This is a genomic window from Arthrobacter bambusae (genome assembly GCF_030812595.1).
GTDB classification, from domain to species: domain Bacteria; phylum Actinomycetota; class Actinomycetes; order Actinomycetales; family Micrococcaceae; genus Arthrobacter; species Arthrobacter bambusae_B.
Genome location: NZ_JAUSSZ010000002.1, coordinates 334094 through 360813, shown reverse-complemented (window position 1 = coordinate 360813; position 26720 = coordinate 334094). Strand labels below are relative to the sequence as shown.

The 26720-nt window shown below is 61.8% G+C and carries 23 protein-coding genes; 10 read left to right on the top strand and 13 right to left on the bottom strand.

All coding sequences use genetic code 11. The features are described 5' to 3' along the window. Positions 1-16: 16 nt before the first annotated feature. Complete coding sequence (locus J2S96_RS05070; RefSeq protein ID WP_306860527.1) at positions 17-1009, bottom strand: GlxA family transcriptional regulator; 993 nt, start codon at positions 1007-1009, stop codon at positions 17-19. A gap of 52 nt (positions 1010-1061) precedes the next feature. On the opposite strand from J2S96_RS05070, the gene J2S96_RS05065 reads away from it, so the two are divergent. Then, positions 1062-1490 (top strand): cupin domain-containing protein, encoded by a 429-nt coding sequence (locus J2S96_RS05065; RefSeq protein ID WP_306860525.1) that lies wholly within the window; start codon positions 1062-1064, stop codon positions 1488-1490. 67 nt (positions 1491-1557) lie between these two features. Here J2S96_RS05065 and J2S96_RS05060 read toward each other — a convergent pair whose 3' ends face one another. Then, a complete protein-coding gene (locus tag J2S96_RS05060; protein WP_306860523.1) occupies positions 1558-2553 on the bottom strand; it encodes a nucleoside hydrolase in 996 nt (331 codons plus the stop codon). A 30-nt stretch (positions 2554-2583) separates the two neighbouring features. Continuing rightward, positions 2584-4014 carry an MFS transporter gene (locus J2S96_RS05055; protein WP_306860521.1) on the bottom strand — a complete coding sequence of 477 codons (1431 nt, stop codon included), beginning with the start codon at positions 4012-4014 and terminating at the stop codon, positions 2584-2586. Between the two features lie 129 nt (positions 4015-4143). On the opposite strand from J2S96_RS05055, the gene J2S96_RS05050 reads away from it, so the two are divergent. Beyond that, the gene (locus tag J2S96_RS05050; RefSeq protein WP_306860520.1) at positions 4144-5016 is read left to right on the top strand and encodes a ribokinase; all 873 of its coding nucleotides are present in this window, start codon (positions 4144-4146) and stop codon (positions 5014-5016) included. 162 nt (positions 5017-5178) lie between these two features. On the opposite strand, the gene J2S96_RS05045 is transcribed toward J2S96_RS05050, so the two are convergent. Together J2S96_RS05045 and J2S96_RS05040 are read right to left on the bottom strand one after the other, a co-directional pair. After that, entirely contained in the window at positions 5179-5460 is a 282-nt protein-coding gene (locus J2S96_RS05045; protein WP_306860519.1) for a hypothetical protein, read from the bottom strand. A 36-nt stretch (positions 5461-5496) separates the two neighbouring features. After that, a complete protein-coding gene (locus J2S96_RS05040; protein WP_306860518.1) occupies positions 5497-6102 on the bottom strand; it encodes a hypothetical protein in 606 nt (201 codons plus the stop codon). A 368-nt stretch (positions 6103-6470) separates the two neighbouring features. Here J2S96_RS05040 and J2S96_RS05035 point away from each other — a divergent pair, with 368 nt between their 5' ends. The 5 genes from J2S96_RS05035 to J2S96_RS05015 all read left to right on the top strand — a co-directional run bounded on the left by J2S96_RS05035 (position 6471) and on the right by J2S96_RS05015 (position 12654). Then, positions 6471-8150 (top strand): nuclease-related domain-containing DEAD/DEAH box helicase, encoded by a 1680-nt coding sequence (locus J2S96_RS05035; RefSeq protein ID WP_306860517.1) that lies wholly within the window; start codon positions 6471-6473, stop codon positions 8148-8150. A gap of 76 nt (positions 8151-8226) precedes the next feature. Beyond that, positions 8227-9558 carry a hypothetical protein gene (locus J2S96_RS05030; RefSeq protein WP_306860516.1) on the top strand — a complete coding sequence of 444 codons (1332 nt, stop codon included), beginning with the start codon at positions 8227-8229 and terminating at the stop codon, positions 9556-9558. 474 nt (positions 9559-10032) lie between these two features. Continuing rightward, complete coding sequence (locus J2S96_RS05025; RefSeq protein ID WP_306860515.1) at positions 10033-11268, top strand: MFS transporter; 1236 nt, start codon at positions 10033-10035, stop codon at positions 11266-11268. Between the two features lie 413 nt (positions 11269-11681). Further along, positions 11682-12428: a hypothetical protein gene (locus J2S96_RS05020; RefSeq protein ID WP_306860514.1), complete on the top strand. Its 747-nt coding sequence runs from the start codon at positions 11682-11684 to the stop codon at positions 12426-12428. A gap of 40 nt (positions 12429-12468) precedes the next feature. Then, positions 12469-12654, top strand: coding sequence for a hypothetical protein (locus J2S96_RS05015; protein ID WP_306860512.1), 186 nt, complete (start codon positions 12469-12471; stop codon positions 12652-12654). Between the two features lie 318 nt (positions 12655-12972). Here J2S96_RS05015 and J2S96_RS05010 read toward each other — a convergent pair whose 3' ends face one another. Then, positions 12973-13908 carry a 2-hydroxyacid dehydrogenase gene (locus J2S96_RS05010; protein WP_306860644.1) on the bottom strand — a complete coding sequence of 312 codons (936 nt, stop codon included), beginning with the start codon at positions 13906-13908 and terminating at the stop codon, positions 12973-12975. A 196-nt stretch (positions 13909-14104) separates the two neighbouring features. On the opposite strand from J2S96_RS05010, the gene J2S96_RS05005 reads away from it, so the two are divergent. Then, positions 14105-15079, top strand: a complete 975-nt coding sequence (locus J2S96_RS05005; RefSeq protein ID WP_306860511.1) for an aldo/keto reductase — start codon at positions 14105-14107, stop codon at positions 15077-15079. Positions 15080-15643: 564 nt separating this feature from the next. Here the strand turns inward: J2S96_RS05005 and J2S96_RS05000 are convergent. After that, on the bottom strand, positions 15644-15976 hold the full coding sequence (locus J2S96_RS05000) for a hypothetical protein (protein ID WP_306860509.1): 333 nt from the start codon (positions 15974-15976) through the stop codon (positions 15644-15646). An 837-nt stretch (positions 15977-16813) separates the two neighbouring features. On the opposite strand from J2S96_RS05000, the gene J2S96_RS04995 reads away from it, so the two are divergent. After that, a complete protein-coding gene (locus J2S96_RS04995) occupies positions 16814-18307 on the top strand; it encodes an S-layer homology domain-containing protein (RefSeq protein WP_306860507.1) in 1494 nt (497 codons plus the stop codon). 93 nt (positions 18308-18400) lie between these two features. Here the strand turns inward: J2S96_RS04995 and J2S96_RS04990 are convergent, their stop codons facing one another. The 3 genes from J2S96_RS04990 to J2S96_RS04980 all read right to left on the bottom strand — a co-directional run bounded on the left by J2S96_RS04990 (position 18401) and on the right by J2S96_RS04980 (position 21327). Beyond that, positions 18401-19522, bottom strand: coding sequence for an ABC transporter substrate-binding protein (locus J2S96_RS04990; protein WP_306860506.1), 1122 nt, complete (start codon positions 19520-19522; stop codon positions 18401-18403). A 66-nt stretch (positions 19523-19588) separates the two neighbouring features. Next, a complete protein-coding gene (locus tag J2S96_RS04985) occupies positions 19589-20386 on the bottom strand; it encodes an ABC transporter permease (RefSeq protein WP_306860504.1) in 798 nt (265 codons plus the stop codon). 83 nt (positions 20387-20469) lie between these two features. After that, the gene (locus J2S96_RS04980) at positions 20470-21327 is read right to left on the bottom strand and encodes an ABC transporter ATP-binding protein (RefSeq protein WP_306860501.1); all 858 of its coding nucleotides are present in this window, start codon (positions 21325-21327) and stop codon (positions 20470-20472) included. Between the two features lie 226 nt (positions 21328-21553). Between J2S96_RS04980 and J2S96_RS04975 the strand changes: the two genes are divergently transcribed. Further along, positions 21554-22222, top strand: coding sequence for a response regulator (locus tag J2S96_RS04975; RefSeq protein ID WP_306860499.1), 669 nt, complete (start codon positions 21554-21556; stop codon positions 22220-22222). 43 nt (positions 22223-22265) lie between these two features. Here the strand turns inward: J2S96_RS04975 and J2S96_RS04970 are convergent, their stop codons facing one another. From J2S96_RS04970 to J2S96_RS04960, 3 genes are all read right to left on the bottom strand, one after another. After that, positions 22266-22826, bottom strand: a complete 561-nt coding sequence (locus J2S96_RS04970; protein ID WP_306860497.1) for a YceI family protein — start codon at positions 22824-22826, stop codon at positions 22266-22268. Between the two features lie 158 nt (positions 22827-22984). Continuing rightward, the gene (locus J2S96_RS04965; RefSeq protein WP_306860496.1) at positions 22985-23272 is read right to left on the bottom strand and encodes a hypothetical protein; all 288 of its coding nucleotides are present in this window, start codon (positions 23270-23272) and stop codon (positions 22985-22987) included. A 654-nt stretch (positions 23273-23926) separates the two neighbouring features. Continuing rightward, the gene (locus J2S96_RS04960; protein ID WP_306860495.1) at positions 23927-26488 is read right to left on the bottom strand and encodes a LuxR C-terminal-related transcriptional regulator; all 2562 of its coding nucleotides are present in this window, start codon (positions 26486-26488) and stop codon (positions 23927-23929) included. Positions 26489-26720 lie beyond the last annotated feature (232 nt).

The following is a 26720-nucleotide window of genomic DNA, read 5'->3' as shown; positions in this document are numbered from 1 at the left end:
CAAGGCTATAGGCACTTCATGCGTTGGCTGCACCTCCACCCAACTCGCTGAATCGCATCCTGTAGCCGCTGGGAGACAGTCCGGTGTGGCGTTTGATGAGAGTGCGCAGGTTTACTGCGGTGCCGAGGCCTGAGCGGTGGGCTACCTCGTCCATGGTTGCCGGGGTGCGTTCGAGCATGCGAAGGGCCAGCTGGACGCGTTCTGTGGTGAGCCAGGCCAGGGGCGTCGTCCCGAGTTCGTCCCGGAAGCGCCTGTGCAGGGTCGCGGGGCTGACGTTGGCGTGGCGGGCGAGGTCGGCGACGCCGATGGCGAGCTCCAGGCGGTGTCTGGCCCATTCCAGGGTTGCTGAGAGCGGTACGTACCGGGTTTCAGGGAACGCCTTGTCGATGAACTGCTGCTGACCGCCCTCCCGGAAGCCGGCGAAGACGAGGCGTCGGCTGACGCGGTTGGCGATCTCTGCTCCGTGATCGATTCGCACGATGTGCAGGGAGAGGTCCAGCGCTGCTGCGCTGCCGGCGGAGGTGAGGATGTCGCCGTCGTCGACGTACAGTTCGTTTAGCCGGAGCTCGACGTCGGGGTGCAGTTTCCGGAATTGCTCAGCGACCTGCCAATGAACCGCCGCGGGGCGTCCGTGCAGCAGCCCTGCTTCGGCAAGGGTGAACGCTCCTGTGCAGAGACCGACGAGGCGGGCTCCCCGTCGGTGGGCACGTCGAAGGACCTCCAGGACCTCCGTGTGGCTGGGCGTGTCGGGGTCGGGTCGGTTGGGAACCACGATGGTGTCCGCCGTCTCAAGGGCCGAGAGATCGGCAGCCCCGGTGAGAGTGAATAGACCGTCCCGCATCAAGGTCGAGGGCTGAGCGCTCACCACCTGGGTTTCATAGAGTTCAAAACCGAGCTGTTCTCGGCGACGGGTGCCGAACACTTCGCAGGCGCAGGCGAACTCAAAGGGGTTGGACCCCTGGTCAACGAGGATCGCAACCGAACGCGGCTGAGAGGATTCTTTCGGCACATGCTATTCATAGCACTCACCAGGCGTGAAGGTGACCCCGAAGACTTGAACCATGATTAAGCACAATGTCTTCGATGAGGCAGCCGGGCTGCAGGAATACTGGTCGCAGAAGGTCCTCGGCCAGGCCAACGGGAACCTGTTCAAAGTCGCCAAAGGTATCGGCGCCGTGAACTGGCACAGCCACGACGACCAAGACGAGACATTCCTGCTGCTCGAAGGGAACCTCACCGTTCAGTTGCGCGACCGGGATGTCTACCTTCGCCCAGGGGACTTGTTCACCGTGCCGCGAGGCGTCGAACACGCCCCGATCGCCACGGAGGAGGCCCGGTTCCTGATCGTCGGACCGGCCGTCACCTCGAACGCGGCGGGCGGGAAGCCCGAATGGAGCTACCGTGGCGGCAACGGGTATCAGGGGGAACCACCGGCAAGCGGGCAGGACCTGAAGGGAAACGCAGATTTCACGCCGGGGCAGCCCAACTGACTCGCAGTTATTGTCGCTAAAACGGCTTGTAGCGACATTAACTGCGAGCTAGTTGGGCGCGGCGGGCTCAGTTGGGGTGGGTCAGTAGGGCGGGAGCGGATGCAGTGTCAGGCCCAAACGCGAGCAGCGTCTCCACCAGGTGCGGCGCGAAGTCATCCTCGAGGGATAGAACCACCCGGCAGCGGGCGCCGGACTGCTCCGGGTAGTCCATGTACAGCCCGCGCAGCTCGCAGATGGTCTGACCACGGCCCGGCCCGGAGGTGGTGTCGACCTCGACGCGCACCACCGGCGCAACAGCAGCGGTAACGGCGCCGACCGCGAGCGCAGCGGCAAGAGGATCGTGCATCGCGGAACATGCGCGGCCGTAAATGCCCTCGTAGAACCGGAAGTAGTAGCCAAGCATCTCCCCCAACGCCTTCGGAACAGGCAAGGAAGACGCTAGCAATTCCTGCCGGTGATTCTCCTCAAGCACGTTGGCCATGGTCACGTCGAGCGGCACGAGCGTCACGTTCCAGTCCGCAGCCAGCACAAGAGCGGCAGCCTCGGGGTCGTTGGCGATGTTGGCCTCGGCCACCCGCGTGATGTTTCCGGGGGCCAGGGCCGCGCCGCCCATGATGGTGATCTCCTCGACCAACCCTGGCAGCTCGGGATCGAGGCGCAGGGCTTCGGCGATGTTGGTCAGCGGGCCGATGGCAAGGACGCGCAGCGTGCCCGGGTACTCGTGGGCGAGCCGGACCAACATCTCGGGCGCGGTTTCGGACGCAAGGTGAGCCTCCGCCGTCGTGAGCGAAACTTCACCAATGCCATTGGTGCCGTGCACGTGCGGTGCTCCCCCGCGGAACGAGCCGGAAAGGGGGTCGTGCGCGCCGAGGGCGACCGGGATGTGCGCGTGCCCGGCGAGCTCGAGCAGGTCCAAGGTGTTGCGGGCGCCGACCGCGGCGCTGACGTTGCCGCTGACGGCGCCGATCCCCCGCACGTCCGCCTGCGGGGAAGCAAGGAGGTAAGCGAGGGCGAGGGCGTCGTCGATGCCGGTATCGCAGTCGAGGTAGAACGGGCTGGTCATGGGAGTGGTTCTTCTTTCAGTTAGAAGGAATTAGAGGGTTTCGCCCTTGGGAGCGGCGACGAAGAGGCTGACGATGAACGCGACGGCGGTGATCGCCACCGAGATCCAGAGGGCGGTGGCATAACCAACAGACGTGGCTTGGGCGGCGAACGGCGCAACGATCACGACGCCGAGGCTCGCCCCGATGCCGAAGGACGCACCGTTGATCCCGGGCAATGCAGCCGGGGCCTCCTTAGGCGAGAGTAGGACAGAAAGTCCGTTGATCGCGGTCAGGAAGAGACCGTTGTAGAAGATGCCGAGCGACGCGACGGCGATCAGCACCGCCACCTGGTTGCCGGAGAACGCGGCGGCGACAATAGCGCTGGCGAGGGTGAGTGCGGTGCCGGCTCGGAGGGTTTTGATCCAGCCGCGGCGATCGGCCAGCCAACCGGCAAGCGGCGCTGCGAAGACACCGATGAGCGCGGCCGGGGTGAGGAACAGCAGCGCGGAGAGGGACGCACTGAGCCCGAAGCCGGCGTGCATGTCCTGGCTCAGCAGCACCACGGTGAAGTTGATGATGGCGAAGATGCCAGCGAGGGTCAGGACCGTGGTCGCGATGACCGGCCAGACCTGGCGGGAGCGCAGGTGGTGGACGGCGATGAGCGGGTGGCGGCGGCGCTTCTCGATCATCCAGAAGGCGACGAAGGACGCGATGGTGCCGGCCAGCAGGCCCAGGGTGCTCGGAGCGGTCCAACCGGCGGCCGAGCCGTCGGACACGAAGTAGGTGATGAACACCAGGAACACCGAGAGCGAGCCCGCTCCCCACCAGTCCATGGCGCCGCGGATGCCCTGCGGTAGTCCCTTGGGAACGGTCTTGAGGATGCAGGCCGCGGCGATGGCGGTAAGAATCAGCACGACGACGAAGATGGAGCGGAAGCCAAGGGTCTCGGACATGAGGCCGCCGAAGTAGCCGTCGACGCCGCCGATCCCGCCGTTGATGGCGGCGATGATGCCCACGGAGGTGCCGAAGACGCGGGCATTCAGGTTTTCGCTGAGCACGATGTAGGCGAGGGCGAAGACCGCGCTGGACACGCCTTGCAGGAAGCGGCCGGCGATGAGGATCGGCAGGGTGGGCGCCGCGACGCAGAGGATGGTGCCCGCGCCCATGATGGCCAGCACGAGCAGGAGCGCGAAACGGCGTCCAATGAAGTCGCTCCACCTGCCGATCACGGGACCTGCGATGGCACCAGCGAGGAAGAACATGGACTGCACCGGGGCGGCACTGTCCGCTGACAGGCCGAAGCTCGCGGCGATGTGCGGGAGCGCCGGGGTGACCATGCTGGCGTTGAGCTGGAAGGACAGCACGCCGAGCAGCAGGGCAGAAATGAGCATGGCCGCGCGGCGGCCGCCGAGCTTGCTCGCGTCTGATTCGAGTACGACGGCGGGTGGCGGCGAAGTGGTAACGGTGGCTGGGGTGTTCACATCAAACTCCTTTGTCTGCAGGCTGGTCTGCCATTGGGATGTGAGTTGTTATACAACCATGTATGACACGCAAGTACAACCATCCCGTACACTATTTCTCAATCCAGCCCCTTCCCGTTAGGACTTCCCATGAACACTCGACTTCCTGCCGTCACCGTTGTCGGCAGCATCAACCTGGACATCATCGCGACCACAGACCGATTGCCCACCGCCGGCGAAACCATTGGCTCCGGCGTTCTCAGTCAGCAACCGGGCGGTAAGGGAGCCAACCAGGCTGTCGCTGCAGCACGGCTTGGCGGGAGTGCCAGGATGGTTGGCGCCGTGGGTGGCGATGGTCAGGGGCGGGTGATGCTTTCTTCGCTGTCTTCTGTGGGCGTTGACGTTTCGGACGTCGCCGTGCTCGATGGTTTCGCAACGGGGACCGCCTTGATCGTGGTGGACCGCGACGGCGAGAACCAGATTGTCGTGTGCCCGGGCGCGAACTCGGGGTTCTCGTTGGAAGGCGTTTCCTTCTCTGCTGAGGAGACGGTGCTGTGCCAGCTCGAGGTCGGCCTGCCCGTGGTGATGGAGGCTGCGCGTCGCGCCTCCGGATTCTTCGCGCTGAACGCAGCGCCGGCGATGGACCTTCCAGCGGAGCTCCTGGAGCGGTGCGACTTGGTGATCGTCAACGAGACCGAGTACGAGCTGATCCCGGCCTTGTCTGGCGCGAAGCTCGTGGCGGTGACGTACGGTGCGGATGGCTCGGCGATGTTCGAGCGTGGTGTGCGGGTCGCTTCGGCTCCTGCTGCTGCCGTGACGGTGGCCAACACAATTGGAGCGGGCGATGCGTTCTGTGCGGCGCTGGTAATGGGGCTGCGGTCGGGGCTTTCGTATGGGTCCGCGCTGGCGGTGGCTAATGCAGTTGGTGCGGATGCGGTGGGTGATGCTTCGTCACAGCCGGATTTGGGGCGGCTGGAGGAGTATGTTGCGCGGGTTGCTGATGCTGGGGTCGCTGCGCGGTGAATCCGATTTTCAGACGGGCGACGCCGGCCAGCGAGATGCGATCGAAACTGTGCTCGCGTTCAGGATGCTGGCCAAGTGAGGTACTTTGGGCCGGTCGGATGATGCGCCCATTGATCACAAAGGGCGTGAGAGAGGGGCGCCGCCCTGCGGCGACGCCCCTTCTCAGTTGTCCTGCGTCTCGCTGTGCCGCAGGCGGACGAAAGCAAATATCGCAAGTGCCGTCGCCCCCAAGACCATAATTGATCCGCCAATCAAAAAGGACTTCTCAATTGCGGTCATACTTGTAAGTTGAAGATACTCCTCATAGGGAATTAGACCAAGCTTTCCGTCGTGCTGAGAGTAGCGAACGAAGTAGCTCACGAGGCTCATCGCTGATATAACTGCCCCCAGAACTGCGGCTACGACCGCAATTCTGAAAACTCTTCTCATCATTGGCATCGTCATGCCGTTACCGCCTCTCGGTACTCAATATCCAACGGCCTAACGCCAGACAGATCCCCAGCCCCCCTCAGGGTGGTTGCAGTTATATGCCGCCATTTGCCACCAGCTCCAAGCCGGTCGCCATGATTCCAAATTGTACTCCGGTAGAGAAAGGGGGAGTCCGGCGTGAGGAGGCGGAGGTATCTCAAATGACTCCCTTATTGCATCGCGTCTTCTTGCCACCCATGACTTCGTCATTAAGTCGAAGTCTGCAAAAAATGCCCGGCCCGATTGCTTCCAGCAAAGTTTCGCGCCAACGGCCCGCGCCAAGGATTCGTCGGCGTCATCCAGCTCTACCCCGACATCACGGCAAGCCTGCTCAAATGCGACGTCATCTTTGTCTAGGTAGACGAGCTCACCGGCCTTGTCTCGACCGAAGAACGCACGCGCCAGGGCCGCATTCCAGTCCGAATAGCTCGTGACTGCTGCTTTCGAGACGTCCTTGTCGGCTATTTCGACCACTGACGAGTACCCCCTAATAAAACAACCTATTGTGCGCAAGATTAGCCGGTGCCGCTGACAATTCGACATCGCGGCACGCAGGAACATGGCCGACGGCACTTCACCCCATTCAGTAACCAGCTCAGTGTAGGTCTCCTGCGCCACTCGGCGGATCCTTTGCTAAGCGATGAGTTCGAAGCGGGGCGCCCCGGTTGGCTTGCTAATGATCACAGAGCTGTATTCCAATGACTAGCCATTGTCAATTAGCGTGTGCGCGTCCACGACTATTCGGCGCTCTGCGCATTGAGCGGCGCTCGGGACCAGGAGGGGAACCCAACCCGCTAACGTCCAGCTGAGGCTCAACCGAGACCGAGTCCGCGCGTGATGTAAGCCGCCCGCGCCATTCAGGTTCTAGACACGTAGTCGCCGTCATCAACTGTTCATGCGCGTGCTGAACAATGGGGCTGCCGGCGAGCTGACCATAGGATAGGCGCAGGATCACGCCCTGACAGGGCGAGGAGCAGGGGGCAGCAATGAGGTGCATACCGGAGGAACCGGAATTCGGTGACGGTCAGCTCGCGGAGAGGGCTGTCTGGGACGCACTGAGACAAAGCCTCCCCGACGACGTTGTCTTGGCCCACTCGGTTCAAGTGCGTAACGGCCGGGCCGAGCACGAGATCGACCTGCTTGTCCTCTGGCCACACGTCGGGATAGCGGCCATCGAGGTCAAGGGCGGCCAGATCACCATCGCCGATGGGCAGTGGTACCAGTCCGACCGGCACGGTAAACACAAGATCCAGAGCCCCGTTGCGCAGTCCCAGAGCTCCCTGCACGCCTTCAAGAACTGGCTCGAGAAACAGCTTGGTTCACGGCTGAGCAGCCGGTGCGCATACATGGTGAGCCTGCCCTGCACGGCTGTTCCCAACGGCTGGGCCATAGCCGGCTGCCCGCGCTCACTCATCCTTGACCAAGCCGACAACCAGTCTCCCGCCGAGTTGGTGCGCCGGGCAATAGAGAACGAAGGGGGCGGGGCCTCCTCACTGGCCCCGGCTTTCCTGGAACGCATCGTCCGCCAGATAAGCGGGGAGCTGGGCACCGCCGTCGGGACTTCCCATAATCCCAAAGTGGACGAAGACGCCCAAGACCACCTCACCGAGCGTCAGTCGGTGTTACTCCAAGCAACACGGTCACTCCCCCGGATCCGGTTTACCGGAGGTGCGGGTAGCGGGAAGACCTGGCTGGCAGTCGAGAAAGCCCGTCTGCTCAGCAAGCAAGGCAAACGCGTTGGCCTCTTCTGCTACAACAAGGGCCTCGGACAATACCTGCAGGACCGAGTTTCCACTTGGCGTCAGGCTAAGCCCGTCTTCACGGGCGAATTCCACGAGTACGTGCGCGGACTGGGCGTGCCCGACGGCACCGGGCAAGCCTACTTTGACGAGGAAATGCCGCGGCTCCTCAAGGAACTCGCGTCCGGTCTGGAGCCGCACGAGCGGCTGGACGCCGTCGTGGTCGATGAAGCGCAAGACTTCGCCCCGCTGTGGTGGGAAGCGCTGCTGGCCTGCACCAATGACCCCGACGGCGGTGACGTGTTCGCCTTCATGGATGACCGTCAGGACGTCTACCGCAGGTGGGGCGGCGCGACGGCGGAGCTGGCCTACGGGCCCACCGCACGCTTTGTGCCCATCCACATCGATGAGAATCTCCGGAACACCCGCAAGATCGCCGAGACCTTCAGACCGTTCGCCGGAGAGCACTTCACGCCTCGCGGCAGCACAGGCCTGCCCGTTCGCTTCGTAAATTGCCAAACCGACCAAGCGCTCGACGTGGCCGGAGACTGCGTCGACACGCTCATCGCAGAAGGTTGGGCCAACAACCAAATCGCCCTCCTCACTACGAAAGAGCGCCACCCGGTGCATCTGGACTTCTACGAACGCGGCGCTACCGAAGAGTACTGGCGCGAATTCCACGCCGGAGAAGCCGAGTTCTACGGCCATGTGCTGGGCTTCAAGGGGCTGGAACGGTCCGTTGTAGTCCTCTGCGTCAACGGTTTCAAGGACATGGAACGCGCGGCGGAGCAGCTGTACGTCGGCCTGTCCCGGGCGCGGAGCCTACTTGTTGTTGTCGGTGATTCAGGCCTGCTGGAGGCAGCCGGCGGGCGGGAGCTGAAGATGGCGCTGTCCAAGGCCGAGGCGTGGGCCCCTCTTGGTGGTTGATCTCCAGACGCCGCGCTCACTTCAGGTTCAATCTCAACTCAGAGCCGCTTACGCTGCCAACACTTAGGAGCCAACAATGGAAAATCAAATTCAGCTGATCAGTGACGGTGATGGCCTGGCCGTCATCGGTGATCGGGCAGCTGTAGACAGTTTCTTGCTGACTGAAGGACTACCCTCGAAGGATCTCGGGCTTCAACGGCTCGTAACCGCCCTCGGTAACACCGCTGGGGTCGCGCAGACAGCTTCCGAGCTTGCAGCCAACTCAGGTCGCTGGGTGAAGCTGAGCAAGGAATCAGCACAACTTGTCCATAAGTACGCGCTAAGGGAAAGTTCGAAGACGGGCCTCAGCTCCGGCGTCCTGAAGGGGAACAGTGGCCAAATCAAAGGATTCGTCGAATTCGTGAAAGTACCTGGATCGCGTGTGGCCAATCCCGCGATACTAGCTGGCGCAGCAGGGATCATGGCGCAAGTTGCGATGCAGCAAACCATGGACGAGATCACCAATTATCTTGCCACGATCGATGAGAAAGTCGACGATGTCCTCCGCGCTCAAAAGGACGCTGTGTTAGCAGACATGATCGGCGTGGATTTCGTCATCGAGGAGGCTTTGACCATTCGGGAGCAGGTTGGCCGGGTCTCCGAGGTCACGTGGTCGAAGGTGCAGGGGACATCGATGACGATCGCCCGGACCCAGGCGTACACACTGCGACAGCTAGACGCACTCGCGGAGAAGATGGAACAAAAATCGAAAGTGGGTGATGTGGCCACAACAGCCAAGAAAGCCGAGTCCAAGGTTCAGGAGTGGCTCGCCGTTCTGGCTCGTTGCTTCCAGCTGCAAGATGCGATCGCCGTGCTCGAACTCGATCGCGTGCTGGACGCATCTCCTGATGAGCTGGACCAGCATCGCCTCGCTCTAAGGGCTGCCCGGCAAAACCGGTTGGAACGCATCGCGCGGAGCACAGAACGACTGATGGCCCGCATGGATGCGGCTGCTGCGGCCGCCAACGCGAAGGTGCTGCTGCACCCGACCGCGTCGCCGGCAGTGGTGCATTCGAGCAACTACGTGGCGGCCGGCGTCGTCGACTTTCGCGGGCGGCTCGGGATCGCGGACGCCCGGGAGTTGTTGGAGGCAAGACCATGGTTGGACGCGGCCGCGGAAGTCAGGGACAAGGCGCTCGCGACCGGGTCCGAGGGAATCGATGCTGCAGGTCGCCTCGGTACCGAGACCCTCGACCGAGTCAAATCGGTACGAGACAAGGCGCTTGAAACCGGTGCGGAGGGCGTCGAGGCCGCCGGACGTCTCGGCAGCGAGACCCTCGACCGAGCCAGATCAGTGAGGGCCAAGCTTTCTAGGCAAATCTTCCCCAATGCGGGGACAGACGAAGAGGTTACGAAGAAATCTGAGTGAGCCCCCAACTGCCGGCCTCGCGTACTTTCCGGGGAGATTTGACCCCGAGTCCCCGCGGGGAGGGTGCGCGACCCAGTTCATTGTTCACTCTGGTCATCAGCCATGGCCTCAGGCAGCATCATGCCCGTATGCGATCCGCCAGGAGTCGTACCAAAATATCGGGCATTATCGGACAGTCACGCACTGCTATGCGGCCTTCAGTTCTTTGGACATTGCTGCAACGTATACCTTGGTGCCGACAACAGGGTCACTTACAAAAAAACTCTTCGCGCAAAACCTTTTTATAAGTACTCCCTGATGAGGAAGGCGGCCGGTAGGGGGTGGACTTCACATGATAGATGCCGATAAACGACGCACCCCCAACCTAGCCCTCACAGACCCTCCCTCACGCAAAACAAAACGGGTAGCGTGGACGAAGGACTCTGGCATAGGCGCCGTCCTCCTTCCCACCCTTTTGAATGGATCTGCTCCCCCATGTCTTCCGCACTGCCCTTGCCTGCGCCCAAACGCTTCCCGATCGCCGCGATGCTGGTCCTTGCCACCATCGCTTTCACCGCGATCACCACCGAGCTTTTGACGTCGGGCCTGCTCCCCCAGATCAGCGTCGGCTTGGAGGTGTCGGAGCCCGTGGCGGGGTACCTCGCGGCCGCCTATGCCGCCGTCATCGTGGTCACGGTGATCCCGGTCGCGCGGCTGTTGGCCAGGGTCCCGCGGAAGACCCTGCTCGTCTCGCTCGTCCTCACCTTCGCGTTGAGCAACGTGCTCGTCGGCCTCGCACCCAACTTCGCCGCGGCCATGGGCGGCCGACTTGTTGGCGGCTTGGCGCACGGCCTGCTCTGGACCACCATGGCACCGTTCGTGTCACGCGTGGTCCCGTCCGACAAAGTAGGCAAGGCCCTCGCCATCGTCTTCAGCGGCAACAGCTTGGGCATGGCCATCGGTGCTCCCGTCGGCACGGCTCTCGGTACAGTCCTCGGCTGGCGCGCGGCCTTCCTCTTCCTGGCGGGTTTCGGTCTGTTGCTGACCGGCCTCGCGCTCTGGCTGCTCCCCCAGGTCAGACGGACCTCCGACGCCGCCCGGCCCTCCATGCGCATTGCCATCGCCCAGCCCGGCGTGAAAGCAGTGGCCATCGCCTGGCCACTATTGGTGCTCGCCCACTTCGCGCTGTTCACCTACATCGCGCCGTTCATCCGCGAAGCCGGCCTGCCGGATTACGCCATCAGCCTCTCCCTCACCGTCCTCGGCGCATCCGGCCTGGTCGGCATCTGGGTCGCGGGCATCACCGTGGATTCGCGACCCCGCCGTTCACTGCTGATTACGACGGCGGCAATCGCCATCGCGATGCTCCTCCTCCCGCTCGGGAACGGAACCATGCCCACTGCCATTGCGCTTATGGCAGTCTGGGGCGCGGGCCTTGGCGCGATTGGTATCTACAACCAGGCCGCAATCCTCCGCGCCGGCGGCGAATTCCGGGACGCCGCCAACGGACTCACCGTGCTCACCATCCAACTCGGCATCACCATCGGCGCGCTCTACGGCTCCGCCGCCCTGGTCTTGGCCGGCCCGCTCATGGTGCCCGTCGCCGCGGCGCTTCCGGTCGTCGTCGCACTCGTCATCACGCTGGCGGGCAAGCGGCACGCTTACCCGCCCGGCCGGAAAGAAGCCGGCTGGTCGGAGCCGAAGGTCAAGGAAATGGCGGACCAGCACTAGTCCGCCGGCCGGACAACGAGCGCGGCGCCAGCCCCCGATTGCTTGCCCAGCACCACGTCTACCCGTCAAAAGTCCGAAGTCCGAAGTCCGAAGTCCTTCCAAGTGTGCCTCTCTTGGAACAGGTTGGCATCACCGCGAAGGGCAGCAAGTCCGGCGCTCCGGATTGCCACACCGAAGTGACACGGACTTGCAATTCCATTTGGAAAATCTGACCACTCAATTGCAGCCAGAAAACACACTCATTTTGCACCAAGGCACACTCAATTTCGAGATTCTCGCCACATGTCAATGGAACCGTGACCTAGACTCCTGACACACCGGGTCGTTCAATTCCGGGGAATCGCCCGGTGCTCAATCTGATCAGCCTCTTGGCATAAGCCGGAGACACGATCGCTAACGAGTAGGGGCAAGCAATGATTTGTACAAACAAGGCTATTCCATCAGTGTTCAGAAGAACGTTTAACGCGTTTGCAGGTGTGGTTATCTGCATGGCCGGCGTCTCGCCTGCTGCGGCAGCCGAGACTTCGCTTGCAAACCGCTCGACTGACGCCGACGGAACTCTCGATGCTATCTTCTGGAGCAAATTAACACCGCCAACCACTGCGCAAGCGGCAAACCGCAAAGCCCTACCGCTTGAAGTCAAGGAAGCACTCCTGGACGTAGCCCAGAATAAGCCACTGGATGCGAACAAAACCGCCGCCCTGGCCAAGGCTGGCCTTACCGAACTGAATCCTGCAAACACCACCTGGACTTCAAAAGCCGAGACGGTGGCCGTGCCGGTTGGCAAGTCGACCGCTGCGTCCGCTGCCTTGAATCTAGCGGCAGCCCAGTGCTGGATCACAAGGGCCGAGGTGCAGAGATGGGGGTTCGCCACGCAATCCTTCGGCTGGAAGCGCCAGGTAGATTGGTGCGCCGACGGCACCCGCGTGACGAGCAGGCACAGAGACTTCCCATCGGTGGGATACGTAGATTTCACCTATCATTACCGCGGAGCAGATCCGATCCAGGCAAATGATGTTGGTGGATGGCAAGTCCGCACGTACCAATCAGCGACCTTCGAACAGTGCCTAACACACCTGGGGTGCTCCAACTCGTTTCGGCCATGGATCGAATTCCAGCTGCATGGAAATAACACGGCGTCTCATACTAAGGGGGTCTGACCAGAACTACGCATCGAGGGCTGATAGGGAGGTCTGCCAAATGTCCTGTCGTGCTTTTGTCTTTGCCGCGGTCGCAACGGGGTTACTTGTGTTCGTCGTTCCGTACCTTATCGGGGTGCTGTTCGGCGTTGCTCCAAACGGGACTGAGACGTTGATCATCGTCGTTCTGCTCTGGGGCATTGTCTGGACGGTCAGCAGAACAAGGTTCAAGCGCGACACCAACTGAAATCGCCTGCCACCAGAACCAAACGATCGGCCTGCGAGGATTAACACCCAGGCCGATCGTTTGGGGCACAGCTTGTTACTTTCGCGCTTTAGGGCCGACCTGGCCGTACTTCTAAGGGAGGGTCTTTCTGCTTGCCTTTTAGGATGACCGATGCTCTCAGGGTCCGCTGCGGGACCTCGCCATTCACGGGAAAGCGGCACGCGTACCCGCCCGGGCGGAAAGAAGCCGGCTGGTCGGAGTCGAAACTCAAGGAAATGGCGGACCAGCACTAATCCTGCAAGCGGGCTTCCACCCTCTGGCGCCTTAACACCCTGTACGCTATCCGCCCACCGTTTCCTTGCCCAGCACCACGTTCACGGGCGGCTCCCCGGCCAGCAGCAACGCAATCTGCTTCTTGATCAGCCGGACCATCCTGGGGAACATGGCCGAGCTTGCTCCGCCCACATGCGGCGTGATGAGCACACCGGGCACCGTCCAGAGCGGGTGGTCGGCAGGCAGCGGTTCGGGGTCCGTCACGTCCAATGCGGCACGAAGCCGGCCCGACGACGTCTCCCGCAGCAACGCTTCCGTGTCCGCCACCGGGCCCCTCGCCACGTTGACCAACAATGCACCATCCTGCATCGCCGCGAGGAACCGTGCGTCCACCAGCTTGCGGGTGTGCTCGGACAACGGCACGCTGACCACCACGATCTCGTGCAGAGGCAACTGCTCGTACAGCGCATCGATGCCAAAGACATGGCCGTTTTCGTCGTCCCGCTCCCGGCTGGCCAGCCGCGTCACCTGAGTTTCGAACGGCAACAGCCTCGCTTCAATGGCCTTGCCCACTCCCCCATAGCCGACCAAGAGCACGCGGCGGTCCGCCAAGCTCGGGCGCTGGCCGCTGGCCCACGTTCCAGTTGCCTGGTTTCGTACGAAGTCCGGAATCCCACGCTGGCTGGCGATCATCATGCCCAAGGCGAGTTCCGCCGTCGACGTCTCATGGACTCCAGCCGCGTTGGCGAAAACGCAACCCGAGGGCAGAACTTCCGCGACGCCGTCGTACCCTATCGACTGGCTCTGGACCAGCCGGACCGGCACGCCGTCCAGAGCCGCGAGCGCATCCGGCCGGCCCATGTAGGGCGGTACCAGTAGATCGACATTGTCCGCCGGGGCGGGACCCGTCAGGTCCCACACCACGAACTCGACGTCGGCGGAAGGCTCCATGGCTTCGAGGAGTTTCTGGTCGGGCAGGCACACCCGCAGGCGGGCGGACAGCGCTGTATCGCTCATTTCCATCTTCTGCTTCCCGTTTTGCCGGTCGATTAGCCGGACGGCTTTCGCATTCCAACACCAATGTACTGAGTGCATTGCCCCAACCCCCACCAACCTGCCTATAGTGGCCCTACCCGCACCCCTCCCTGAGTACCGTCCTGCTATCCAGCACGGTCTGCCACCTAGAGGAGAGAACCCTATGGAAAACCGCACGCTTGGTTCACTGACCGTCTCTGCCCTCGGCCTCGGCTGCATGGGCATGAGCGAGTTCTACGGAGAAGGAGACGAAAGCGAATCCATTGCCACCATCCACGCCTTCCTCGACGCCGGCGGCACCCTCCTGGACACCGCGGACATGTACGGGCCCTTCACCAACGAAAAGCTCGTCGGCAAGGCCATCGCCGGCCGCCGTGACGACGTCGTACTGGCCACGAAGTTCGGGAACGAAAGGCGCGACGACGGCTCTTGGGTCGGGATCAACGGGAAGCCGGAGTATGTGCGCGCCGCGTGCGACGCGAGCCTGCAACGTCTGGGCGTCGACCATATCGACCTGTACTACCAGCACCGGGTGGACAAGACTGTGCCTATCGAAGACACCGTCGGCGCGATGGCCGAGCTGGTCCAGGCCGGCAAAGTCCGGCACCTGGGACTTTCCGAGGCCGCCCCGGACACCATCCGCCGCGCCCACTCCGTCCATCCCATCACCGCCCTGCAGACCGAATACTCCCTCTGGGAACGGGAACCCGAAACGAAGGTCTTCCCGGTCCTTGCCGAGTTGGGCATCGGGTTCGTTCCCTACAGCCCCCTCGGCCGCGGTTTCCTGACTGGGCAGCTGCGCACCGAGGAAGACTTTGCGGAGAACGACTTCCGCCGGCACTCCCCCCGGTTCCAAGGCGAGAACTTCAAGCGCAACCTGGAACTCGTGGACCGGGTGAAAGAGCTTGCTGACCAGAAGGGGTGCACCCCTGGGCAGCTGGCCCTCGCGTGGCTGTTGGCCCAGGGCGAGCACATCGTCCCGATTCCCGGCACCAAGAAGCGCGAACGGCTGGCAGAGAACTTGGGGGCCACCGCCGTCGAACTCTCTCCTGAAGACCTTCAGCGCCTCGACGAACTCGCACCCGCCGGCTCAACAGCCGGAGCCCGCTACCCGAACATGTCCACGATCGACTCGTAAGCCGAGGCCTTTCTGGAGGTGCAGGCTCGGCCGGACTAACCGTCCGGCCGAGGCGGCCTGGCCCGCAAGTCGAAGCTGCCCGGGGCCACCAAGCTAACACCTATCCGCGTGTCCGAGCCGGCACTCAATTTAGAGCGCGCGAGCACCTAATTGCGTCCAAATCACACTCAATTTCGGGCGTACCACCACCTACAGATGAAATCGCGGTTCTAGCCTTCTCATAAGCTGTCAGGGAGGTCTGGAAGATGAATGCTCGTGCCGCCGTATTTTCCGCGTTAGCAACAGGGTTACTTGTGTTGGTGGTTCCATACGTTTTCTCGGCGCTGTTCGATGTTGCACCCAACGGGAGCGAAACGTTGATCGTCGTCATCCTCCTTTGGGTCACTGTCTGGGCGGTCTGCAGAGCAAGACTCAAGCGCGACACCAACTCGAGATGACGATCGCTTACCATTTTCGAATCGGACAAGCTCTTTTGGGGCGCTGTGCTGTCCACGCCATGCGCAAAGGCCCTTCCCGACTCCGCGCTCCGGGCTCCGGACCCAATCGGGAATGACAGCAACCTCCTTAAAGCGCCCTCACGAAGGATCCAACGCGCAGGTCATCAGTACTGAAGTCTTCTACCCAAGATGCGAAACTCTCGTTAATTGCGAGCATATAAAGGCTGACGCGATAGGTGCCGTCCACGGTTCCACTAAGCCCCGATGAAATGTGAGAATAGAAATCCTCGCGTTCATCAAAGCTTGCAAAAATTCCTTCCAGGAGCGTCTGGCGATCTGGACTGAGGAAAAACTCAGACGGCAGATCAATATCCGAGTCTTGGTACCGGGGGTCCGCGGACTCCCACGTGTCGAACCAGCGCTCCGGAGTAGCAAGCAGCTCAGTAACTTCGATACTCATCCCTCTTAGAACGCCACGAATCGTAAGCCAGGGGCTCCCCTGACGGCCGCTCCCCTGCTCGCCGGCTCCAAGGCCCATGACCCTGATTTTATTTGTCGTTTGATCCCATCCAGACTGTTCCCTCAAACTTGTGTGCGGTTCATCGGGGTGCATCCTGGGCCGTACATATGCGTGTCCGTCGGCTCCCGTGAACAGGCGCCCGCGTACCTCAACCAAGCTTCCATCCCGAACAGGCCGAGGGTGGCTGCAGTCTGGTGCGCCATTGGAATTTACGGACACGCGGACCTCCTAAATCGAAGGAATCACGAACTAACCGACCTGCTCGGAAAGACCAGGAATAGACCTTATAAGAAATCCGGCAACATCGGGTGCGATAGCCGGCTCCCTTACCAAGCTGATCATGGGCTCATACCATCGAAGTACACAAATTGAATTGAGCCTCCCGAGGGCAATCACATCAGAATCAGACGGTTCAATCCCTCGGATAATTTTACTAATAAATTCGAGTGAATTTGATTCTTGGATGATCAGTTCGGCGTCGAAGGGCGCGATCGGCTCGCCACTGTTCCACGCCCGCAAAGGATCGCCGGGCCTATGGTTGGATGACTCAACAGGTGGAACTCTAGTAGCGCTCATTATGCGCAGTTTACCGTCATTCTTGTTGTCATCCCAGCGATTTGATGGCTTTTTGAATCCCCCGCCAGCCCCCGCGCCGTCGAGTAATAGAAGCCTCCTACTTGTGAGCCGGGTCTCCCTCGCATAGGGTGGCTCCAGCCGGTCACCCGGCAAACAATATTGGGGGGCGAGGTACTCGCCATTTTGAAAGGCGCGTGCTTCATGGTCCGTCGAAGAGGCGGCATTATCGCCGCATGCATTTTTGGCCTTACGGCAGTTGTGGGCGCAGCGGCTCCCGCACAAGCAGTGGACCCGGTCATCACCATCGATCCGACCCCTGCTTGGGCCGAGATCTACGCCAACAACCCACCGGTACAGCTCTCGACGTCGACGACGTCCCTGGACCTCAAGCTCCCGTCCGACGCCGCCGCGCTCCTCGGCAAGAGCGTGAGCAGCACACTCCACTACCGGATTTACAACACTGAAGACAACACGGCCACACCGCTTCTCTCCGGCGACGCCGTGGCCGACCCGTCAACCCTCCATGTCTCGGTCCCTATCCCGCAAGGTTTGGCGAGCTTCGCCTCAGGGTCCATGCAGTACTGTCATGACGCCACCGGGAGCTGCGCAAACACCACCGTGCCGGCCCAAGCCTATTCGGGCTTTGTAGTGGTGGTGACGGGGACGCCCGTCGCACCGGGAAACGGCGGGATCTTCGTCCAGAGTGCCCTGACCAACGGAGGCCCCACCGGGTCCTCGACTGTTTCGATTGACCTGGGCGTTCCACAGGCCCTGCCACTGACGTTCTTCATCCAGAAGGATTCCAGCACCTCCCTTGCCTCCTACACGGACAAACTGATCTTCCGCAGTGTGCCAGGGTATTTCACGTCCGGCCCGGACAAGACCTGGACCAACGCCTTCCCTTACGGCTTCTTCTGGAAACAGGGCGCTCCGGGAACCCGTACCGACGCCCAGGTGAACTACAGCGCCGACGGAAGCAAGGCGATCGCCACAGTGCCTACCGCTTCCATCCCGCAGGTGTGCTCCACACATCCGGAATCCTTCATTCTCGGCGTCGCAGATGGAGCGATTGACTCAGCGCGCTACGCCCTTGGCAAGGTCGCTTTGGGGACCCCCCAGTGCACCCAGCGCTTCTCCGACGTACCCATCAACAGCAGCTTCTATCGCGAGATCCAGTGGCTCGCCACCCAGGGCATCACCACAGGTTTTCCGGACGGAAGCTACGGGGCGACCTTCGCCGTACACCGGGATGCCATGGCCGCTTTCCTCTACCGTCAGGCCGGCTCACCGTCGTGGACGCCGCCCGCAACATCACCGTTCGTGGACATGACACCCAATTCTGCCTTTTATAAGGAAGTCACGTGGCTGGCGTATTACGGCATCACCACGGGGTGGGTGGACCCCAACAACGGGCAGCGAAGCTTCCATCCCGGTGACAACATCAACCGGGATGCCATGGCAGCCTTCCTCTACCGCTTCAGCGGAACACCCAACTGGAATGCGCCCGCCACCTCGCCGTTCACGGACATCACCCCGATCTCGCCTTTCTACAAGGAGATGACCTGGCTGGCCGCTGCAAGGATCAGCACGGGCTACGCGGATGGAACCTTCCACCCCCTGAGCCCGGTCAACCGTGACGCCATGGCTGCGTTTCTCTACCGCTGGCAGACCGGCTGGTACTTGGGCACCCAGTAGTTTCAGGCCCCCAGACACCCGCACACAAACAATCGGCCTGCGTGGAGAACCACGCAGGCCGATTGTTTGGGGTCGAGCTATAGCGGGAAGAGCTTAGCCGTCGTTGCCGGCCGGGGTGGTGGTGGCGGTGTAGCCCTCGAGCTTGAGTGCGGCCTGGGCGTACTTCTGGGTGAACGTGTCGGCGATGTTGACCTTGGAGGTGTCAACCCCGATCGTCTTCTCCTCGTCGAAGATGGTCTTCGGGCCGCCCGCAGGCATGATGCCGTCCGGGAGGAACTGGCCCTTGTCCTGGTTCAGCGCGGAGACGTACTGGTCCTTGGTGATAGTGCTGTTCTGGACGAAGGACTGGGGCAGCTTGTCGGCGATGTCCTGCGCGGAGTGCGTGCTGATCCAGTGCATCGTGTCGACGAGGGCGTTGACGACCTTCTGGGCAGCGTCCTCGTGCGTCTTGACCCAGTCTGCCTGGGCAAGGAGCCCAGCCGACGGCAGGGTGCCGCCGAGGGCAGCCTTGGCACCGTCAGAGGTAGCGAGGTCGATCGCGGGAACAGCGAGGTTCTTGCTCTCGAGCGCCCCGACGGTCGGCTGCGTGGTCATGACGCAGTCGGCAGAACCGCGCTGGATGGCCGCGATGGCGGTCGCACCGGCCCCGACGGCGATCGTGTGGTAATCGTTCTTCGAAATGCCGGCCTTCGCAGCGATGAACTGGGTGAGCTCATCGGTTCCGGATCCGAGGTCGGTCACACCGACGGTCTTGCCCTTAAGGTCTGCGCCCGACTTCACATTGGCCTTGGGGCTGCACATGACGCGTTCACCCGGGGCGCCGGAAAGCTGCACGAGGTTGATGACGTTCTTGCCCTTGGACTGGAAATCGACGGTATGGACGTACCATGCACCGGCCATGTCCACCTGGCCTGAGGCCATCGCGTCTTCGGCGCCGACGCCGCCCTGCTGCTCGGTAGAGAGCTCCACCTTGACGCCGTACTTCTGGTAGTAGCCCAGGTTTTCCGCGAGCTGGTAGGGCAGGTAGATCTGCTTGTCGATGCCGCCGACCATCATCTTGACGGTTGGCATCGAGGCGGCGTCCGCAGATGCACTGCCACCCGAGGTGCTGCCACTGGAGGTGCTGGTGCTACTTGCAGAGCTGGTGCCGCAAGCAGCGAGGCTCAGTGCGACCACTCCGGCAGCGCCGACGGCGTAGATCTTGTTCTTCATCATGGTTGTGCTTTTCCTTCTATTGTGAGGATTCGAGCGTTGGTTAAGTGGGGGGGAAGGCTGCGGGCGTCAGATTGCCTGTGCCTCAGAGCGGTTCGGTGGACGCCACTTCAGCAGCCTGTGTTCAAGCACGCTGATGAGGTATTCCGCGCCGAGCGTGATCACTGCGATGATGACCATGCAAGCGAAGACCGTGTTGGGATCGAAGGTCCCCTGTGCCTGGCTGATGATCAGGCCGATTCCTTGCTGGGCGCCAAGCACTTCAGCGACGAGCGCGCCGATGATCGCGAAGCCGAATGCCGTGTGCAAGCTCGCGATGATCCAGGTCATTGCCGAGGGAATTGTCACGTGGATCGCGACCTGTAGCGGCGATGCACCCAGGACCCGCACGTTCCCGACCAGGTTCTGGTCCACCTCACGGACGCCTTGGAAGGCGTTGAAGAAGACGACAAAGAAGACGAGTACGGCTGCGAGCAGAACCTTCGGGAAGACTCCGAGGCCGAAGGCCACGATGAAGATGGACCCGAGCACGATTCTGGGGATTGAGTTCACTATCCGGATGTACGGGCCGACGACTTCCGACAGGTACTTGTTGGAGCCCAGGAGGATCCCGAGCACTACGCCGACGAGCGTGCCGAGCAAGAAGCCGTAGATCGCCTCCTGCATGGTGACCCAGAGGTTCTCCCAAATGGTGCCGAATGCGGTGCCCTCGGTGAAGAGCTTGACCAGGCTGTTCCAGATTTCGGACGGCTGGCCAAAGAAGAACTTGTCCACCCAGCCCTCGGTGGTGAACCACTGCCAGCCACCGATCACGATGACCGCGAGGATGGCGCGGCCGGTCCAAACCCAAGTGGTACGGCGCGTCATGGCACGCCTCGCTGAAACCTTAAGCTCGCTCGCTTGCGCTTGTGCTTGCTCTTGCACGGGAGCACCTCTACTGATTGTGGTTGTCATGCTGCTTCACCCGCCGATTGCCTGTAGGCACGGGTGACTTCGTCCTTCAAGGACTCCCAGATCTGGCCCTGCAGCTCCAGGAATCGCTCCTCGTGCCGGATCTTCTGGACATCTCCACGCGGCCTGGGCAGATCGATGTCGAACACATCCTTGATGGTTCCCGGGCTGCTGGTCATGATGACCACCTTGTCGGCGAGCGCCACGGCCTCGTCGAGGTCGTGCGTGATGAAAAGGACAGAGGGGCGCAGTTCCTCCCAGAGCTGCAGCAGCTCGTTCTGCATGATGGCCTTCGTCTGCACGTCGAGGGCGCCGAACGGCTCATCCATCAAGAGGATCCGCGGGTTGTTGATCAGCGCGGCAGCCATGGCGACGCGCTTGCGCATGCCGCCGGACAACTGGTGCGGGTACCGGTCCTCGAAGCCGGCCAGGCCCACGCGGCGCAGCCAGTCCCTTGCGAGCAAGGTGGCTTCCTTCTTGGGGGTTCCGAGCAGTACCGGCCCGATCAACACGTTTGCGAGAACGGTCTTCCATGGGAAGAGCGCATCTGCCTGGAACATGTAGCTGACGCCGTTGGTGATGCCGTCAACGAGCTGGTCGTGGACCCTCACCGAGCCGGCGCTTGGCCGTTCCAGGCCGGAAACCTGAGCCAGGGTGGTGGACTTGCCGCAGCCGGTAGGTCCGACGATCGCGCAGAACTGGCCGGGTTCGACCCTCAGCGTCACGTCGCGGATGGCAGTGAATGTCTCATGCTTGGGCGTGAGGTAACGCTTCGTCAACCCGACGATGTCGATGCCCGCGGCGACCTCTGCCCCCTCGTGGGCGCCTGGCGGCCGGTTGGGATGGTTAGCATTCATTACGCTAAGACCTCTCTGTCTTTGGAGTCCCACCATTGGGAGCCCTTCGAATTCGTGATGTAGATCACGGCAACTGTGTAAAGCTTAGGAAGGCAGCATTCGGGCCAGAAGTCTTCAGTAAGTTGTGCGCCTTAGCCGCAAATGTGCACGTTTTGTGCATTTTCTGCCGTCGCGCCAACTGCAGGGGAAGCCCGCACCGTCGCGGGCGGGAAAAGGAGCGCACGCGTTGATTAGGACGTTGGTGGTGGACGACGATTTCAGGGTCGCCGGAATCCACGCTGCCCGGGTGGCCAGGGTTGACGGTTTCGAATCCGTCGGACAGGTGTACAGCGCCGCAGCCGCGCGGGAGGCGATCAAGCGCCTCAACCCGGACTTGCTCTTGCTTGATGTACACCTTCCGGACGAGGACGGCATCTCGCTGCTGCGATCGCTGCAAGCGGCCGGAACCGACGTCGATAGCATCATCATCACCGCGGCCCAGGACATCGCAACCGTCAAATCAGCGATGAGCAGTGGTGCGGTCTATTACCTGGTCAAACCCTTCAACTTTGACCGGCTCCGCACACAGTTGGAGGCGTACCGGAAGTGGCGGCAGGAGCTCGATTCCGCTTCAACTGCCGACCAGGAGACTATTGACAGCCTCTACAACGCGCGCGCGGCCGGGGTCAGGCCCGCTGCCCCGGCACCGCGCCTGCAGCCCACCATGCAGAAAGCGCTCGACGCCGTCCGCGCCGCCGGGGGTCCCATCAGCGCCGCCGAGATCGCCGAGCAGCTCGGTGTCAGCCGCCCGACAGCCCAGCGTTACCTCAGCGTCCTGGAGCGAAAGGGCCTTCTCGTCCTGGACCTCACATACGGAAGCACCGGCCGCCCCCTCAACTCCTACACCGTGAGTTGAGTCGGGAGCGGCCGGTGCTTCTCTTGGCCTACCGGCTGCTTGACTACTCGGCTGCGGGTTCGCCCTGCTTCACGAGGGCGGCCTCGAGGTTGATCTTAACTTTGTCGCTCACCAGGAACCCACCGGTCTCGAGGGCGGCGTTCCAGGTCAGCCCGAAGTCCTTCCGGCTGATTTCAGTTTCGGCCGAGAACCCGGCGCGCGTCGCGCCGAATGGGTCTACCGCGACGCCGGTGAACTCCACTTCCAGCTCCACCGGCTTGGTGATCCCCCTAATGGTGAGGTCTCCCGTGAGGGTGTAGTCCTCGCCGTCGCCCTCTACGCTCGTGGCGCGGAAGGTCATTTCCGGGTACTTCTCGACGTCGAAAAAGTCGGCACCGCGGACGTGGGCGTCACGGTTCGCGTCCCCTGAATCGAAGCTCGCGGTCTTGACGGTGGCGTGGAGGGACGCGTCGGCCAAGGACTCGCGCACGCGGGCCTCGGCGGTCGCTTCCGTGAAGCGGCCGCGCACCTTGCTGATGCCGGCATGCCGGACGCTGAACCCGATTTCGCTGTGGGACATGTCCAGCATCCAGACGCCGGGTGTCATACCTTTGGGAAGGGTCATGGTGGATCTCCTGGTTCGAAAGAGTCTCGCGTGGATGGGTCCCTTCCACCCTTGTTGAGCCCGAAGTTGAAGTCAAGGATTCAAAGGGGGCTTGCAGCGAACTCCCATGTAAAAGCAGGTGATTCCGGCCGTCACTTCCGTGCCGTTCAAGATATTAGCTAATTCGAGGCCGCGCCCTCGTGGAAGCGCCCGTACCGGCGTAGAAAGAGGTAGATGCCCACGAACGTCACTAGGCCAAGAACGGGCCCGGCCCAGAAGGCAACAGGTGTACCGTGGATGAGCACCGCAGCGCCCCCGAAAACGGCAGCGACCGCTCCAACGCCAGGATTGGCCGTAGCCAGTTTGCCTTGGATTTCGCGCCCCAGCTGGCGGTAGCGGATGGCTTGCAGGACTGCAAAGACGATGAAGGCCGCGACCATGATCAAAGACCATGGCGGGTCAGTCATCGACACCACGCTGACTGTCACCCCGAATAAGGCTGAGAGGGCAAGCCAGTAATTGCGTGCGATCGAATCCGGCTTGATATTCATCGGCACCCCCGGTTGAAGTCAATAACCGATCCGGCAATCGCCATCGCTGCCGAGCACCCCAATGCGGCCATGGGGCCGAAGAAGCCCATCGCGCCGCAGAAAGCCGCGTTTGTGCCCCACCAGGCCCATAGGGCGGCCCAAGCGGACGGGCACTGAGGAAACATCGGCTTCATCCCCCGGCGTCCCAATCAGACTGACATTCTCAGCGGTGGCGGCAGCAACTGCACCGACCGTCTTCAAGGCTATTGATCTCAAATTCACACTTTCCTCCTGCAAGTGGTGGCGGGCAGGGCGCCCGGCGAAGCAAACGCTTCACGCCGAAAGTATGCATTCAGGATAAAGCAGTCAAGAGATTTTAATAAACAGGTCCGAAGACTTTAAATTCAAGGCAAAGCCCAGAATCACTTAGCGCATCCGTGCATGCTTCGAAGCTACTCAATTCCGACAGATACACACTCAATTTAGGGTCTTTTGAATACTCAATTTCGAGCATGTACCACTCAATAAAAGTAAAACACTTGACACTTGTAGCTGCGGCCTGAGGTGCGCGTGTTCATCCGCGCCTTGCATCTATTCGCCGTGTGTTTGGGAGATTCGAGCGTGCTCATAAAGGTCTTGGCGCGTGGTGGTTCCGGTCTTGCCAAGTGCTCTGGAGATGTGGTTTTCTACGGTCCGGGGACTGATCCCCAAGAGGGCAGCGATTTCGGGGGTGCGTTGGTTGCCCGCCAGGATGGCGATTTCCCTTTCCCGAGGAGTCAGACCCTGGGGATGACCTCCGGTGTCGAGGGTCAGTTGTTCTCCTTGCGACGGGAAACGGTTTTCGAAGACAGATGTGATCTGTTGAAGGCTCTTGGCCAAGCTATGGTGTCGCGTGTGGATATAACGCCTTGATGTGCTTTTCAGGAGCCTAGTGATCGCTGGAAGGTCGGAGTCGGCTTCGTATTTGTCCAGGACAATCTTCAGCAGTTGATGGTTGCGGTCACGAATGGCACCGGCGACGGCGAGGAACTGGGCATGGGAGTGCACGCCGTGTTTGTGCAGTAGCTGTTGCGTGGTCTCCAAGATCTTGTGTCCGGGGTAAAGCGACAACATGAACAATGAGGCATAGACGGCTTCGGTTACGTAGCCCCGCTCCAGTTGTTGGTCCAGAAGCTCGGCAGCCTTTTTGTCAAAGTCTGTCGGATCCGCGTATTTGCGCGTAACGAGCTCATAGACTGCTTTGCCGGTTCCAGGTAGAGGTCCGATGTCAGCAACGTCTTTGCGTGCCTGAATCCCCAGCGAGTGGAGGTTCTTACCGGAGCTGGCCAATACGCGAAGGCCGGCGATTCTGAGCAAGGCGTCATGGAGGAAGTTCGCCAAGAAGCCGGGCCGTCCGAGCGCGAAGACGCTTGCCATCACCCGATCAGCTTCCTTGCTGAGTCCCCGCTCGGCCATCCCCAAAACGGCCACGTAACTGTTCGCGACGAACCCAAACTGATCAAGGCGGCGCCGCGCCGCGGCGCGTTGGCTGAGGGAGAAGATCAGTGCTTCCTCGCCGCGGCCGGCGATATGGAGAGCTAGTCCACGGACGAACGGTTCCATACCCGCTGCGATTTCAAGGCCATTTGCTGAGTCAAGGGCAACAAGGGCCGCCTGCGCGTCGAAGCGGTACAGCTCCAAAATCCCTCGGATGACCGGTAGAACGCCACTCTCGGGGTGGCGGCTGCTCACCGCGGCCAAGGTTTCGTCGAGGTTTGAGGGCATTCGGTCGAAGGAGGCTTCGAGGTAGAGCGCGAACGCTTGGGTTTCCGCCTTCCAATCGGGGTGGGCGTGGCCGATCGCCTCGACTATACCGATCGCTGCCGTTAGTGGCCCGCCGTTGACGATGGCCCAGAGCGCCTGGGTCATTCCGAAGAAGAAGTGATCTCCGGCATCAGCTCCCACGGCATCGGTTTCACTGAAGACTCGCTCGATGCGTGAGGAATCGATCGGACCACCCCAGTAGAACTTAAGGAATCCCGCGGCAGCGGACATGGTCCCGTCGGACTCCCACACGCGGAATTGTGATTCTTCCAGATTGCTGAGCTGTTCTTTGAAAAGCCGTGTCGCAGCCGGTCCGCCCCCGGCTTCACTCCGCAGGTCCGTGATCAATTCGGCCAGAACCTCAGGAGCAGAACCCTTCACCGATCGGACGCCGGAATCGATTTTCCGGTTCCCCCGATCCGCCAATACCCTGCGGGACGATCGCGGGTGCGCGTCTCTGAAATAGTCGACAACAATGTGCGGAGTGACGTCCACCCAGATGGCCCCGCTGCTGTCCTCGGTGAGCGCGACGAGTCCCAGCGTTTCGAGCCGGTCAAGGACGCTTGCCTCAACTATTGGCTGTAGGGATGACAGCGGCCGGGCACCCAGTGCGGACAAGGTGTGCAGTCCCGTCCAATCATCGGCGCTGAGTCCGTGAAGGAGCGTTTGGACGGTGCTCTGGAGATATTCGTTCCAGAGAGTGTGCCCGCTCATGCTCCACTGTCCGCCATGTTGAACAAGCTGCCCGCTCAGTTCCGCACTTTGGGCGATCCTGACCACTATTCGCGGGTTGCCTCCAGATTTCATGAGCACGGCCGTGGTTAAATCCACGTCCGGCGGCGACCCGAGGGTTTGGGCAAGGAGTTTGTTGACCTGATCGTAGTGAAGAGGACTGAGCCGTATTGTTGCCTCCGGCCACCGGGCAGGCGTAAAAACCGAGGCCGCCGAGTACCGCGGGGCATCGTCCATCGTCACCACCAGCGGCCGTTGGGTCCGGTCCTGAACAATGTCAATCACTGCGGCTGATTCTTTGTCGAGCTCATCGATATTATCCACAACGATTGCCCGGCGGCCTCGCCGAGCCAACCGTTCGGCGAGCACGTTCGCGACGCCTATCGGCCCATTCTCTTGCCCCCGCCCTTCCAGTCCGAGTGCGCCGATCCCTGCGAACGGTGTCTCATTCAGAAGCCGCGAGCCCGAGAGGCTGTAGACAGTGACCCCGGCCCTTTCGAGGCCAGCGGCGATCGACTGCAGGACCGTTGATTTTCCACTTCCGCGCCCGCCCACGATCCGGACACTCACGCCGCGCGCCACGTGGGCAAGTGCCCGGCGGGTTTCCTCATCGAACACTACCGAACTCCTAACGCAGACACCCCAACTTCGACGTGTGAGCCTGGCGGCCATCCAAATCTGAGGAGAGAGCGCCCCCGGAGCCCAAGCCTGGCAATCTATCTATTCAACGCTACGGGTGAAAATGATCACGGAGTGTGCATTGCACCTAAATTGAGTGGTCATGCACAGAAAATGAGTGGTAGCGGTGCCTCGGTGTAGGTGTCCGGCTAACCCACCGCCCCCGGCTTCC

Bases quoted from the DNA above. Each gene is read 5' to 3' on its own strand.
- J2S96_RS05065 (WP_306860525.1), top strand. From the start codon at position 1,062: ATGATTAAGCACAATGTCTTCGATGAGGCAGCCGGGCTGCAGGAATAC.
- J2S96_RS05060 (WP_306860523.1), bottom strand. From the start codon at position 2,553: ATGACCAGCCCGTTCTACCTCGACTGCGATACCGGCATCGACGACGCC.
- J2S96_RS05050 (WP_306860520.1), top strand. From the start codon at position 4,144: ATGAACACTCGACTTCCTGCCGTCACCGTTGTCGGCAGCATCAACCTG.
- J2S96_RS05045 (WP_306860519.1), bottom strand. From the start codon at position 5,460: ATGACGATGCCAATGATGAGAAGAGTTTTCAGAATTGCGGTCGTAGCC.
- J2S96_RS05035 (WP_306860517.1), top strand. From the start codon at position 6,471: ATGAGGTGCATACCGGAGGAACCGGAATTCGGTGACGGTCAGCTCGCG.
- J2S96_RS05030 (WP_306860516.1), top strand. From the start codon at position 8,227: ATGGAAAATCAAATTCAGCTGATCAGTGACGGTGATGGCCTGGCCGTC.
- J2S96_RS05025 (WP_306860515.1), top strand. From the start codon at position 10,033: ATGTCTTCCGCACTGCCCTTGCCTGCGCCCAAACGCTTCCCGATCGCC.
- J2S96_RS05020 (WP_306860514.1), top strand. From the start codon at position 11,682: ATGATTTGTACAAACAAGGCTATTCCATCAGTGTTCAGAAGAACGTTT.
- J2S96_RS05015 (WP_306860512.1), top strand. From the start codon at position 12,469: ATGTCCTGTCGTGCTTTTGTCTTTGCCGCGGTCGCAACGGGGTTACTT.
- J2S96_RS05005 (WP_306860511.1), top strand. From the start codon at position 14,105: ATGGAAAACCGCACGCTTGGTTCACTGACCGTCTCTGCCCTCGGCCTC.
- J2S96_RS05000 (WP_306860509.1), bottom strand. From the start codon at position 15,976: ATGAGTATCGAAGTTACTGAGCTGCTTGCTACTCCGGAGCGCTGGTTC.
- J2S96_RS04995 (WP_306860507.1), top strand. From the start codon at position 16,814: ATGGTCCGTCGAAGAGGCGGCATTATCGCCGCATGCATTTTTGGCCTT.
- J2S96_RS04990 (WP_306860506.1), bottom strand. From the start codon at position 19,522: ATGATGAAGAACAAGATCTACGCCGTCGGCGCTGCCGGAGTGGTCGCA.
- J2S96_RS04985 (WP_306860504.1), bottom strand. From the start codon at position 20,386: ATGACGCGCCGTACCACTTGGGTTTGGACCGGCCGCGCCATCCTCGCG.
- J2S96_RS04980 (WP_306860501.1), bottom strand. From the start codon at position 21,327: ATGAATGCTAACCATCCCAACCGGCCGCCAGGCGCCCACGAGGGGGCA.
- J2S96_RS04970 (WP_306860497.1), bottom strand. From the start codon at position 22,826: ATGACCCTTCCCAAAGGTATGACACCCGGCGTCTGGATGCTGGACATG.
- J2S96_RS04965 (WP_306860496.1), bottom strand. From the start codon at position 23,272: ATGACTGACCCGCCATGGTCTTTGATCATGGTCGCGGCCTTCATCGTC.